Here is a 13,099-nt window from a genome sequence, read left to right on the forward strand (position 1 = left end):
GCCGCCGGCGGTCCGCCGGACGAAGACCCACACGACGTGCCTCCGGCGACGGGGGCACGTCGTCATGTGAGGGCCGCCTCAGGCAGCTCCTCGGGAGTACGGCTCACCGGGATGCCCTCCCCGCGGGCCAGCGCCGCGAACCGCACCGCGTTGCGCACGGCGGCGCCCTCCGGGTCGTTGTTGAAGTAGACGTACAGATCATGCTCCGCCGGGTCCCACTGCGCGGACAGCCGGTGCAGCCACGACCGCAGCGACGCCTCGCCGTACGACGGCCAGGGATCGGCGCGTCCCTGGTGCAGGCGCAGGTAGCCCCAGCCCGCGGTGCGCCACAGCGGGGTCACCGGCCTGCCGAGCACGTCGGCCCAGCACAGGGCCGCCCCGTGCCGGGCGAGCACGTCCCGGACCTCGCCGGTCCACCACGACCGGTGGCGCGGCTCGACGGCCACGCGGGTGCCCGCGGGGAAGCGGCGCAGGCACGCGTCCAGGCGGCCCGGGTCGGCGCGCAGGGTGGGCGGGAGCTGGAGCAGCACCGGGCCGAGCTTGCGGCCGAGCCCGCCCGCGGCCTCCATGAGCCGCTCGACCGGCTCCTCGGGGTCCTTCAGCCGCTTGATGTGGGTCAGGAAGCGGCTCGCCTTGACCGCCATGACGAAGCCGGCGGGCGTGCGGTCCCGCCACGCCTCGAACGTCTCCCGCGGTGGCAGCCGGTAGAAGGCGTTGTTGTTCTCGACGGTGGCGAAGCACTCGGCGTACCGCTCCAGCCACAGCCGCTGCGGCAGCCCGGCCGGGTACAGCACGTCCCGCCAGTGCTTGTACTGCCATCCCGATGTCCCCACGAGCACCATGGCGAGCTCCGTCCCTCAGGCTCCGCGCGGCGCACACCCGCGCGGGGGCCGTACCGGCCGTATATGGCCAGCATGCCCGCCCCGGTGTGGTTCGTTCACACCGGGCCCGCGTGGCCATGCGGGACGGAACTGTCGCAGGCGGGCGCTAGTCTCCTGCGCAGAGGTGCCCGCATGTGACCTGGGGAGCGTAGTGGCCGTGCTCGCGACGCCGTCTCCGGCCGAGGTCGAGGCCTCGGTGGAGCGGCTGGTGTACGTCCGCGAGGACGAGTACACCGTCGCCCGCATGAGCGCCGAGTCGCTTCCCGCCTTCGTGGCCTCGGGCCGCGCCCTGGCCGGAGTGCAACCGGGAGAGACGCTGCGCCTGGCCGGTGAGTGGGAGGACCATCCCCGCCACGGCGGGCGCCTGGTCGTCGCCCGCTGCGAACGCGTGGTGCCCTCCACCGTGCCCGCCATCGCGCTGTACCTGGGCTCCGGCCTGATCCGGGGCATCGGGCCGCGCCTGGCCCAGGCCATCGTCGGCCACTTCGGCGAGCGCACGCTCACGGTCATCGACACCGAGCCCGAGCGCCTGACCGAGGTCGTCAACATCGGCGCCGCGCGGCAGGCGCAGATCGTCGAGGCGTGGGCCGAGCAGAAGGCCGTGGCCGCGCTGATGGTCGTCCTGCAAGGGTTCGGGGTCAGCCCCCTGCTCGCCGCCAAGATCTACCAGGTGTACGGCGAGGAGTCCGCCGAGATCCTCGCCCACGACCCGTACCGCCTGATCGGCCGGGTGCGGGGCGTCGCCTTCCACACCGCCGACCGCATCGCGCTGCGCTCCGGGGTGCCGGAGGCCGGCCCGCAGCGCCTCAAGGCCGCGGTCGTGGACCGGCTGGACGCCGCGGCCGCCCGCGACGGCCACTGCTACCTGCCCCTGCCGGCCCTCGTCGCCGCGGCCGTCGCCCTGGTCGAGCAGGACGAGGAGCCGATCCGCCGCGCCGTCAACGCGCTCGCCGCCGAGCGCAGGGTCGTCGTCGAGGCCTCGCCCGCCGGGCACGGCCAGGTCGTGGTGTACTCCAAGGAGCACCACGTCCGCGAGGTCACGCTGGCCGCGAACGTGACCAGGCTCCTGCGCGCCCGTTCGACCATGCCCCGCCGCCCCTACGCCGAGGACCAAGGGCTCCACGAGGACCAGCGCGTGGCGGTGAACCTGGCCCTGACCAGCACGGTCTCGATCCTCACCGGCGGCCCCGGCTGCGGCAAGAGCCACACGCTGAAGGTGATCGCCGCGACCGTCCGCGCGATGGGCGGCCGGGTCACGCTGACCGCGCCGACCGGCAAGGCCGCCAAGCGGCTGTCGGAGCTCACCGGCCTGCCCGCCATGACCGTCCACCGCATGCTCGCCCGGCAGGCCGAGCGGGACGAGGGCGCGCTGTTCCAGCAGTCCCCGGCCGACGCCGACCTCGTCGTGGTGGACGAGGCGTCCATGCTGGACCTCCAGCTCGCCACCCGGCTCACCTCGGTGATCCCCGAGGGCGCCCATCTGCTGCTGGTCGGGGACGGCGATCAGCTTCCCAGCATCGGCCCGGGCAGCGTCCTCGCCGACCTGCTGCGCGTCGAACAGGTCCCGCGCATCCGCCTGACCAAGGTGTTCCGCCAGGCGCAGGACAGCGGCATCGTCCGTGCCGCGCACGACATCCGCGCCGGCGAGGTGCCCCCGCTGCCCGGCCGCGCCGGCTTCTGGTTCGAGGAGCTCGACGACCCCGAACAGGTGGCCGACCGTGTCGTCCACCTGGCCACCGAGGCCATCCCGCGCAAGCAGGGCATCGCCAAGGACCAGGTGCAGGTGCTGTGCCCCATGCGCAAGGGGCCCACGGGCACCGCCGAGCTGGGCCGCAGGCTCCAGGAGCGCCTCAACCCGGCGCGCGAGGACGCCGCGGAACACTGGTCGGGCCCCGCGGTGTTCCGCGTCGGCGACCGGGTCATGCCGATCCGCAACAACTACGACAAGGGCGTGTTCAACGGCGAGACCGCGACGGTCACGGCGGTGAACGTCCAGGAGCGCCTGATCGAGATCCGCACCGACGACGGCGAGACCGTCCGGTACACCTTCGGCGAGCTCGACGAGCTCACCCACGCCTACGCGATCAGCGTGCACCGCTCCCAGGGCAGCGAGTACCCGTTCGTCGTCGCGCCGATCGTCGCCGACGCCGGGGGAGTGATGCTGCGCCGCCGGCTGCTCTACACCCTCGTCACCCGCGCGAAGACCTGGGTGGTCCTGGTCGGTGCGCGCGACGCCCTGGAGGCCGCCGTCCACCGCCTCGGGAACCGCAGGAACACCGGCCTGGCCGCCCGCCTCGCCCTCCACCTGACCGGCTGAGCTCCCGCCGGTCCGCTCTTGATCTCAACCGCGGTTGAGGTTGCACGATGGACGCGGCCCTCGCCGTCCGAGCGTGAAGGAGCAGCACGCCATGAGCCACGATCCAGGCTTCTACTCGATCATCGACTACACCGTCGACGGCCACGACACCCAGCGGGAGTTCGTGGCGGCGTTCGCCGAGATCCAGGAACGCTGGGTGCGCTTCCACCCCGGCTACCGGTCGGCCCGGTTCCACGTCAGCACCGACGGCACCCGCGTGTACAACATCGTCCACTGGGCGAGCGAGGCCGACTACCGCCACTTCGTGGAGACCTCCGACACCGAGGGGCGCGCGGCCGCCATCCGGGCGGCGCTGGAGAGCCTGGACGGCAGGGCCGAGCCGCGCATGAGCGGCATCCCCACCTACACGGTCGTCCGCGAGATCGGCCCGGGCCCCCGGCGGGCCGGCTGATCCGTCTTGGCGACCCCGACGAGAGGAACGGCACCGACGATGGACATCGGCATCGGGCTGCCCGGCCACGCCCCGTGGTCCGACGGCAGGGTCCTGGTGGAATGGGCGCGCCGCGCGGAGGCGCGCGGCTTCGCCACCCTCAGCGTCAGCGACCGCCTGGTGTGGTCCACGCCCGAGCCGCTGGTCACGCTGGCCGCCGCGGCGGGCGCCACCTCGCGGATCCGGCTGCTCACCAGCGTGCTCCTCGGGCCGCTGCGCGCCAACCACGCGCTGTTCGCCAAGGAGGTCGCCACGCTGGACCAGCTCGCCGGCCCCGGCCGGCTGCGCCTCGGCCTCGCTCCCGGGCTCAGGCCGGACGACTTCGCGGCCGGCGGTCTCGACTACACCACCCGCGGCAAGGACCTGGACCGCCTGCTCGAACGGCTGGCCGCCACGGGGGTCGACCCGGTAGGCCCGCGCCCGGCCACCCCCGGCGGGCCGCCGCTGCTGTTCGGCGGGCACTCCGAGGCCGCCCTGCGCCGCGTCACCACCTACGGCGCCGGATGGATCGCCGGGGACGCCACCGTCGCCGGCGTCCAGGAGTTCACGCCCCTGCTCGCCGAGGCGTGGGCCCGGGCGGGCAGGTCCGGGGCGCCGCGCGTGGTCGCGTCGGTGATGTACGCGCTCGGGCCGGACGCGAAGGCCGCCGTGTCCCGCGCGATCGGCCCGTACTACGCCTTCGCCGGGGAGGACTACGCGCAGTACGGCGTCTCCCTCGCCCACACCTCGCCCGAGGCGGTCACGGCCGCGGTCGAGGGGTTCGCGAAGATCGGCTGCGACGAGCTGATCTTCATGGGCAACGACCCCGACCCCGGCCAGGTCGACCTGCTCGCCGACGCCATCGGCCTGTGAGACCGGCCGGACGACGCCACCGGTTGTGAGCCCCGCCGGACGACGCCATCAGCTCGTGAGACCCGCCGGACGGCGCGGGAGGTCGTTCAGAGCCCGGCGAGACGGTCCAGCAGGTCCGCGGCCGTGTCGGCGTCCGCGCCGAGAGGACGGTCCTCGGTCGCCGGGTCCAGCCGCCCGGCCGCCTCGGCGAACGCCGCGCCCACCGGAGTGGACGGATCGGGGACGACGCCGCGCATCCGCAGCGCCCGCACGGCCGTGACCAGCTCGCACGCCAGCACCAGCCGGTAGGCCGAGGCCGCCCGCAGGGTCTGGCGCGCCGACTGCGGGGCGAAGCTCGCGTGGTCCTCGGCGCCCAGGGACAGCACGGCGTGGCCGAGCGAGGCCGGGTGCGCGGCCTCGCGCAGCCCGGCCAGCGCGGAGGTCGCCGAGTACTCCAGGATCATCGCGCCGGACGCGCCCGGCGCGCCGTCGGCCAGGAACCGCCGCAGCCCCGTGTAGGCGGGGTCCATCAGCGTGGCCAGGCGCGCCGCCGACAGGTGCGCGGACGGCAGCAGGGCCAGGCGCAGGTGGTCCAGGGCGAGCCCGAGCGCGGCCTGGTGGAAGCCGCCGTGGTGGTGCACCGTGCCACCCGTGCCCGGCACCAGCGGGTTCTCCGCGGCGGCATTGATCTCCACGGCGACCACGCGCTCCACCTCACCCGCCGCCTCCACCCCCGGGCCATGCGCCTGCGGCAAGCACCGAAACCCGAAGGGATCCTGCACCCGGGCGGCGCCCGCCGCGATGATCTCGTTGGACCGCCTCGCGCCGGAGCGGTCCGACACGGAGGGCTCGTGGAACCGTGTCGCGCTGGAGTGGTCTGTCGCGGTGATCTTGTGGGACCGCGTCGTGTCAGAGTGGTCCGTCGCGGAGGTCTCATCGGTCGTGGCCTGCTCGCGCGCTCCTTGAGCCGAGCCGCCCTGGGCGCCGTGCAGCAGGCGGCGCATCTCGGCGGCGACCGCCGCTCCGCCCGGGTGCGGGCGCGCGGCGTGCACCTCCGCGTCGTACGGCTCGGTGCTTCCGTCCACCGCGACCAGGGACAGCGCGGCCACCACCTGCGCGGCCCGCAGCAGAGGGGAGAGCAGCGCCCACGCGAGCGCGGCCTGGCCGATGGTCATCGCGCCGCTGCTGCAGAACGCCAGCGCGTCCCCGGGCTCTAGAGTCAGGGGAGCGGGAGGCGCGCCTTCGCCCGCGCGCTGCCAGGGGCGCTCGCCGACCAGGGTGAGCCCGGTCTCGGCGAGGGCGGTGAGGTCCCCGGTGCCGATGGCCCCGACCTGCCGCACCTCCGGCAGGCGGCCGGCGTTCAACGCCTCGGCCAGGGCCTCGGCGAAGGCGGGCCGCAGGCCGGAGCCTCCGGCGAGGATCTGGTTGACGCGCACGGCGAGCATCGCCCGTACGTGGACGTCCGGCTCCGGCGGCCCTGCGCCTCCGGCGTGGCTGCGCAGCAGGCGCAGGCCGTGCAGGTCCCGCTCGGCGGCGGGGACGGCCTCGGTGCGGTTGGCGCCGACTCCGGTCGTGCGCCCGTACACCGGGCGCCGCGCCGCGATCGCGCGGGCCGCCGCGTGCGAGGCCCGCGCGCGGTCGAGCCCGGTCCCGGCCAGCGCGACGCGGGCCCCGGCGCGCGCGATCTCGGCGATGTCGCCCGGGCGCGCCCGGACCCCGTCCAGGACGATCGGCGACGCCATTCGGAAGCAGCCCCTCAGCGCCCACGCTACCCGCGTCATGGACGGCCCATGGACTGGTGGTGCGCCGCGGCAATCCTGACTTTCCTCCCAATTTCCCGCAAGTGCCGCCCAAGGACGAGCCCTCAAGCCGACAGGGCGAGTTCCAGCCGGTCCAGAGCGGCCGGGGCACTGACGACGTCGATCGCGGCGACGCCGTGTCAGACGGGTGATGAAGCGACGAATCAGTAGACGAAGGAGGCGAATCAGTAGAGGAACCGGTATCGGCTCGGGGGCGGCCCGGTATCGGCGAGGGGCCGGCGTGGCCGCACCACAGGCGCTGCGACCCCTCGGATCTACCCGTGCTTTCCCCCGCATTCACGGGCAAAATCATCGTCGACGGACGAGGAGAGGAGTGGTCGTGGCAGGTGACCGGCCCGTGCCCGAGGTGGCCCACGACGAGCGTCTCGCCCGGCTCGGCGAGGAGTTCTACGAGGTCAAGCACACCGCGGACCCGTTCGGCGCCACGCTGCTCGGCGTCTCGGGCTTCGACGGGCTGGTGCCCGACGTCAGCAGGGACGGCTCCCGTGCCGCCGCGGCCAGGTTCGCCGGCCTTGAGCGGCGGCTGGCCGAGATCGACCCCGCCGGGCTGAACGAGGCCGACCGGATCGACCACGCGGTCCTCGGCAGGCTCGCCTGGTCGATGCGGGCCGACCTGGAGCACGCGCTGTGGGAGGCCACCCCCTCCGCGGGCATCGGCTCCGCGCCGCAGGCGATCATGTTCATGGCCGTCCCCGCCATGTCCCTGACCGACGCCCCCGCCGTCGAGACCTACCTCCGGCGGCTGACCGCCCTGCCGCCGTTCCTGGACGCCCTCCTCGACCGTTACCGCGCGGCGAAGGCGGACGGACGCCTCCCGGCCCGGGTCGGCGTCGTCCAGGCCGTCGACCAGCTCACCGGACACCTCGGGCTGAGCCTGGAGGACGACACGCTGCTCAGCCCCCGGCTGCCCGCGGACGTGGACGCCGACCGGGTGCGGGCCCGCGCCGCCGAGATCGTCAAGGAGTCCGTCCGGCCCGCGCTGCGGCGCCTGCTGGCAGGGCTTGAGGAGGAGCTGCTGCCCGTCGCCCGCCCCGACGACCGGGTGGGCGCGCGGTTCGTCCCCGGCGGCGAGGAGGGGTACCGCGCGGCCGTGCGGCGGCACACCACCACCGCCCTCGATCCCGAGGAGATCCACCAGATCGGCCTGGACTGCCTGGCGGCGCTGCGCGCGGAATGGGCCGAGGCGGGCGGGGCGGCGCTCGGCACCGGCGACTTCGACGAGATCCGCGCCCGGCTGCGCGAGGACCGCTCGCTGCGCTTCGGCACCACCGCGCAGATCGTCGACACCGTCGCCGGGGCGCTGCGCCGCGCCGAGGAGGCCCGCGGCGACTGGTTCCCGCCCTACGACATCGGCGACTGCGTGATCGAGGAGATCAACCCGATCGAGGCGGGCAACGCCGCCCTCGCCTACTACCGCCCGCCCACCGCCGACGGGTCGCGCCCGGGCGCCCACTGCGTGCTCACCGCCGATCCGCGAGAACGGTTCGTGTACGAGTACGAGGCGCTGGCCTTCCACGAGAGCGTCCCCGGCCACCACCTGCAGATCGCCTCCGCGCAGAAGCTGGCGGGCATTCCCCGGTACCGGCGGTTCCTGGACGCCGAGGTGTGCGGGTACATCGAGGGCTGGGGCCTGTACAGCGAGCGGCTGGCCGACGAGATGGGCCTGTACACCTCCGGCCTCGCCCGGCTCGGCATGCTCTCCTTCGACGCGGTGCGCGCCTGCCGCCTGGTCGTCGACACCGGCCTGCACCACTTCGGCTGGTCGCGGCAGAAGGCCGTCGAGTTCATGTGGGACAACACCGCCACCACCCGGGCGAACGTCCGCAACGAGGTCGACCGCTACATCGCCTGGCCCGGCCAGGCGCTGGCCTACATGATCGGGCGGCGCGAGATCGACCGCCTGCGCGCGCTCGCCGAGACCCGGCTCGGGCCGCGCTTCGACATCCGCGCCTTCCACGGCGTGGTCCTCGGCAACGCCGTCGTTCCCCTCGACGTCCTCGACGCGATGGTCACGGCCTGGCTCGACGCCTTCCCCCGCTAGCCCGCGGGCCGTCCCGCCCGTGCACTTCCTGGAACGCCAGGAGGCGATTTCTTCGCGCCACCCGTTGACATGGCTTCATGCGGCGTAGATGCTGCATGAAAGTATTCATTCGATGGGTGGGAGGAACCGTGGTGCGCGGCGTCACGAGCACGGCCGCCGGCGGCGGGGAGCGGGCGGACGCCCCGGCGCGCCTGCCGGAGGGGTCCGAGGACGCCTCGCGGGTGGCGGCCCGGCTCAGGGAGCTGATCGAGGGGCACCGGCTGTCCCCGGCCCAGCGGCGCATCGCCCGCCACCTGCTGGGGCGCCCTCACGAGGCCGTCTTCCTCAGCAGCGTCGACATCGCCGTGGCGACCGGCACCAGCCAGCCCTCCGTCACCCGCTTCGCCTTCGCCCTCGGTTTCTCCGGCTTCCCGGAGTTCCGCGACGACCTGCGCGCCGCGATGCACGACGGCCCGGTGGCCGCGGCCACCGAGCTCGGCCCGGTGCAGGCCATGGTCGACTCCGAGATCCGCAACCTCGAACTGCTGCGCGACTCCCTCGGCGACACGCGCAGGCTCCACGAGCTGGCGGGGGCGCTGGCCGCGTCCCGGCCGCTGCCCGTGGTGGGGCTGCGGGTGTCCGCGCCGCTCGCCCACCTGTTCGGGTATCTCGCCGCCAAGGCGCACCCGGACGTCCGGGTCCTCGACGCGCCCGGCTCGGCGCTGGAGGACGGGCTGAGCAGGGCCCGCGACGCCGGGGCGCAATGGGTGCTCGCCTTCGGCCTGCCCCGGTACCCGCGCGAGCTGCGCGACGGCCTCGTCTGGGCGCGCAAGGCCGGGCTGCGGGTGGGGCTCGTCACCGACAACGCCGCGGGAGCGCTCGCCGAGCACGCGGACGCCGTGCTCACCGCGCCGGTCAGCTCCCGGTTCGCCTTCGACTCCCAGGCCGCGCCCAGCGTGCTGTGCGCGGTGCTGGTGCACGCCATGATCGACGCGCTGCCCGTCAGGGAACAGGCGGCGATCGAACACTTCGAGTCCAGCGCGGTGCGGCGGCGGTTGTTCCTGCCCGACTGAACTCGGGCCGGCGGTCCGGGCGCACCCTGGGAAGAACAGGGATGAGCACGAGGGCACGACCGGTCACGACCGACGAACCGACGAGGACGATCACGACGATCGAACAGGAGATGACCAGCGATGAGTGAGGACGTCCGGCGGGTGATCCGCTCGCCACGCGGCACGGAGCTGTCCTGCCAGGGGTGGCAGCAGGAAGCCGCGTTCCGCATGCTGCACAACAACCTCGACCCCGAGGTCGCCGAACACCCGGACAAGCTCGTCGTCTACGGCGGCACCGGCAAGGCCGCGCGCGACTGGCCGTCCTTCGACGCCATCGCCCGCACGCTGCGCGGGCTGAAGCAGGACGAGACGCTGCTCGTGCAGTCCGGCCGCCCGGTCGGCGTCATGCGCACCCACGAGTGGGCGCCCCGCGTGCTCATCGCCAACTCCAACTTGGTGCCCGACTGGGCCAACTGGGAGGAGTTCCGGCGGCTCGAAGCGGCGGGCCTGACGATGTACGGCCAGATGACCGCCGGGTCGTGGATCTACATCGGCACGCAGGGCATCCTGCAGGGCACCTACGAGACCTTCGCCGCGGTCGCCGCCAAGCGCTTCGGCGGCAGCCTCGCCGGCACGATCACGCTCACCGCCGGGCTCGGCGGCATGGGCGGGGCCCAGCCGCTGGCCGTCACCATGAACGACGGCGTGGCGATCTGCGTCGACTGCGACCCCTCCCGCATCGCCCGCCGCATCGAACACCGCTACCTCGACGTCGAGGCCAAGGACCTCGACGACGCGCTCCGGCTCGCCGTCGAGGCCAGGGACGCCCGCCGCCCGCTGTCCATCGGCCTGCTCGGCAACGCCGCCGAGATCCTGCCCCGGCTGCTGGCCATGGACGCGCCCATCGACGTCGTCACCGACCAGACCTCCGCGCACGACCCCCTGTCCTACCTTCCGATCGGCACCGCGTTCGAGGACATGCGCGACGAGGCCGCCAAGGACCCGTCCGGCTTCACCACGCGCGCCCGCGAGTCCATGGCCCGGCACGTCGAGGCCATGGTCGGCTTCCAGGACAAGGGCGCTGAGGTCTTCGACTACGGCAACTCCATCCGCGGCGAGGCCATGCTCGCCGGGTACACGCGGGCGTTCGACTTCCCCGGCTTCGTGCCCGCCTACATCCGCCCCCTGTTCTGCGAGGGCAAGGGCCCGTTCCGCTGGGCCGCGCTGTCGGGCGACCCGCGGGACATCGCCGCGACCGACCGCGCCATCCTGGACCTCTTCCCCGAGAACGCCTCCCTCGCCCGCTGGATCAAGCTCGCCGGCGAGCGGGTCGCCTTCCAGGGGCTGCCCGCGCGCATCTGCTGGCTCGGGTACGGCGAGCGCGACAAGGCGGGCGTCCGCTTCAACGAGATGGTCGCCTCCGGCGAGCTGAGCGCGCCGGTCGTCATCGGCCGCGACCACCTGGACTGCGGGTCGGTCGCCTCGCCGTACCGCGAGACCGAGGCGATGCTCGACGGCTCCGACGCGATCGCCGACTGGCCGCTGCTCAACGCGATGGTCAACGTCGCCTCCGGCGCGTCCTGGGTGTCGATCCACCACGGTGGCGGCGTCGGCATCGGCCGCTCCATCCACGCCGGTCAGGTCGCGGTCGCCGACGGCACCGAGCTCGCGTCCCGCAAGCTGGAGCGCGTCCTGACGAACGACCCCGGCATGGGCGTCATCCGCCACGTCGACGCCGGCTACGACAAGGCCACCGAAACCGCCGCCACCCACAACGTCCCCATCCCCATGACCACACCCGACACCCCATGACCCACCCCACCCGACCAGCGACCCACCGCGCCTTCGCGACACCTCGCGAAGCGCCACCCACCCTTGCCGGCCGACGAGCCACTGTGATCGACCACCCGGCCCGAATGGCGCCCTCCCGCCCCTGCCGGCCGATGAGGGCGTCGTGACCTCTCGTCTCACCTGGCATGGGTGTCACCAACGCGCCACCGTTGGCGAGGCGCTGTGATCGAGCACCCGGCTTCGCGTGGCGCTCGCCGGTCTTCGGCCGTCGGTAAGGGCGTCATCATTCCCTGTTCCCCCTGGCGTGGGTGGCACCCGTGCCTGATCGTTGGCGAGGCGCCGTGACATACCGTTCCGCTCCGGGCGGATCTCATCCGCACCTGATAACTGGTGAGGCGTCGTGATGTCCCGTCCCACCTCCCGTAGCTCGCGCCCGCCTCTTCCCCACCTCGCGCAAGGTCATGGCGGGGAGAGGGCGGGCGTGGGCGCGGCGGCGAACGAGCGGCCCGCGTATCTCCGCGAGGGCGAGGAGCGTGGCCGCCTGCCGGTCGTGCGCGCGAGCTTCGAGCGCGATTGGGCCGCGCTGGCCGGCATCGGCGGCGGGGGAGCGGAGGGGTACCACCGCTTCGCCTGGACGCCCGTCGACCTGGCGCTGCGCGCATGGTTCCGCGATGAAGCGGCGCGGCGGGACATGACCTGCGAGCAGGACCGCAACGGCAACCTCTGGGCCTGGTGGGGAACGCCGGGCCCGGACGCGGTCGTCACGGGCAGCCACCTCGACAGCGTGCCGGGCGGCGGCGCCTTCGACGGCCCGCTCGGCGTCGTCTCCGCCTTCCTCGCGGTGGACGAGCTGCGCGCCCGCGGTGTCGTCCCCGACCGGCCGATCGCGGTGGTCGACTTCGCCGACGAGGAAGGGGCGCGCTTCGGCGTGGCGTGCGTCGGCAGCCGTCTGCTCACCGGCGTGCTCGCCCCGCACGCCGCCCGCGAGCTGCGCGACGGCGACGGGGTGACGCTGGCCGAGGCGATGCGCGCGGCCGGGGCCGACCCGGACGCGCTCGGGCGAGACGAGGAGGCCCTGGCCCGCGTCGGCGCGTTCGTCGAGCTGCACGTCGAGCAGGGACGCGGCCTGGTGGACCTCGGCGCGCCCGTCGGCGTGGCCAGCGCGATCTGGCCGCACGGCCGCTGGCGCTGCACCTTCCACGGCGAGGGCGACCACGCGGGCACCACCCGGCTCGCCGACCGGCACGATCCCATGCTGCCGTTCGCCGCCACCGTCCTCGCGGCCCGCCAGGCCGCCGAGGGGCTCGGCGCGCTGGCGACGTTCGGCAAGGTACGCATCGTGCCCGGCGGGACCAACGCCATCCCCTCGCGCGTCGACGCCTGGCTGGACGGCCGCGCCCCCGACGCGGCCACGGTCGACCGGCTGGTGGAGGACATCGCCGCAGCCGCCCGCGCCGCCGCGGTCCCGCACGGCGTCCAGGTCGAGGTCGCCGTCGAGTCCTCCACGCCGCTGGTCGAGTTCGGCGGCGCCCTGCGCGACCGGGTGGCCACCGCGCTCGGCGGCGTCCCCGCCCTGCCCACCGGCGCCGGTCATGACGCGGGCATCCTGTCGGCACACGCCCCGACCGCCATGCTCTTCGTCCGCAACCCCACCGGCACCAGCCACAGCCCCGCCGAGCACGCCACCACCACCGACTGCGTCACCGGCATCCTCGCCTTGACCACCGTCCTGGAGGACCTGGCATGCCGGTAACCACCTTCTACGCCGAACACGCCGAGACCACGAACCGCGTCGCGGGCATCTCGCCCTCGGTCACGGTGCCGGAGGGCGCCCTGGGGCTGGTGCTGGAGGGAGTGGGATGGCGGTGACGGTCTACTACGCGGACTACGCGTGGGT

Annotated in this window: 10 protein-coding genes; 8 read left to right on the top strand and 2 right to left on the bottom strand. The window is 74.2% G+C overall.

Features of this window, described 5'->3' with window-relative positions:
• Positions 1–62: 62 nt before the first annotated feature.
• The gene (locus tag BJ982_RS23220; RefSeq protein ID WP_184883361.1) at positions 63–842 is read right to left on the bottom strand and encodes a DUF72 domain-containing protein; all 780 of its coding nucleotides are present in this window, start codon (positions 840–842) and stop codon (positions 63–65) included.
• A 190-nt stretch (positions 843–1,032) separates the two neighbouring features.
• On the opposite strand from BJ982_RS23220, the gene recD2 reads away from it, so the two are divergent.
• The 3 genes from recD2 to BJ982_RS23235 all read left to right on the top strand — a co-directional run bounded on the left by recD2 (position 1,033) and on the right by BJ982_RS23235 (position 4,540).
• Positions 1,033–3,198 (top strand): SF1B family DNA helicase RecD2, encoded by a 2,166-nt coding sequence (recD2, locus tag BJ982_RS23225; RefSeq protein WP_184883363.1) that lies wholly within the window; start codon positions 1,033–1,035, stop codon positions 3,196–3,198.
• A 91-nt stretch (positions 3,199–3,289) separates the two neighbouring features.
• Positions 3,290–3,649, top strand: a complete 360-nt coding sequence (locus BJ982_RS23230; RefSeq protein ID WP_184883365.1) for an antibiotic biosynthesis monooxygenase family protein — start codon at positions 3,290–3,292, stop codon at positions 3,647–3,649.
• Positions 3,650–3,688: 39 nt separating this feature from the next.
• On the top strand, positions 3,689–4,540 hold the full coding sequence (locus tag BJ982_RS23235; RefSeq protein WP_184883367.1) for an LLM class flavin-dependent oxidoreductase: 852 nt from the start codon (positions 3,689–3,691) through the stop codon (positions 4,538–4,540).
• An 86-nt stretch (positions 4,541–4,626) separates the two neighbouring features.
• Here the strand turns inward: BJ982_RS23235 and BJ982_RS23240 are convergent, their stop codons facing one another.
• Positions 4,627–6,261 (bottom strand): aromatic amino acid ammonia-lyase, encoded by a 1,635-nt coding sequence (locus tag BJ982_RS23240; protein ID WP_184883369.1) that lies wholly within the window; start codon positions 6,259–6,261, stop codon positions 4,627–4,629.
• Positions 6,262–6,658: 397 nt separating this feature from the next.
• Here BJ982_RS23240 and BJ982_RS23245 point away from each other — a divergent pair, with 397 nt between their 5' ends.
• The 5 genes from BJ982_RS23245 to BJ982_RS39590 all read left to right on the top strand — a co-directional run bounded on the left by BJ982_RS23245 (position 6,659) and on the right by BJ982_RS39590 (position 13,071).
• Positions 6,659–8,380: a DUF885 domain-containing protein gene (locus tag BJ982_RS23245; protein WP_184883371.1), complete on the top strand. Its 1,722-nt coding sequence runs from the start codon at positions 6,659–6,661 to the stop codon at positions 8,378–8,380.
• Positions 8,381–8,496: 116 nt separating this feature from the next.
• Positions 8,497–9,432 carry a MurR/RpiR family transcriptional regulator gene (locus BJ982_RS23250; protein ID WP_239123752.1) on the top strand — a complete coding sequence of 312 codons (936 nt, stop codon included), beginning with the start codon at positions 8,497–8,499 and terminating at the stop codon, positions 9,430–9,432.
• Positions 9,433–9,552: 120 nt separating this feature from the next.
• Entirely contained in the window at positions 9,553–11,223 is a 1,671-nt protein-coding gene (hutU, locus tag BJ982_RS23255) for a urocanate hydratase (protein WP_184883375.1), read from the top strand.
• A 529-nt stretch (positions 11,224–11,752) separates the two neighbouring features.
• On the top strand, positions 11,753–12,955 hold the full coding sequence (locus tag BJ982_RS23260) for an allantoate amidohydrolase (RefSeq protein ID WP_373869712.1): 1,203 nt from the start codon (positions 11,753–11,755) through the stop codon (positions 12,953–12,955).
• A complete protein-coding gene (locus BJ982_RS39590; RefSeq protein ID WP_260413834.1) occupies positions 12,946–13,071 on the top strand; it encodes a hypothetical protein in 126 nt (41 codons plus the stop codon). The genes BJ982_RS23260 and BJ982_RS39590 overlap by 10 nt, the downstream gene beginning before the upstream one ends.
• Positions 13,072–13,099: the final 28 nt, after the last annotated feature.

It is taken from the genome of Sphaerisporangium siamense (assembly GCF_014205275.1).
Classification (GTDB): Bacteria; Actinomycetota; Actinomycetes; order Streptosporangiales; family Streptosporangiaceae; genus Sphaerisporangium; species Sphaerisporangium siamense.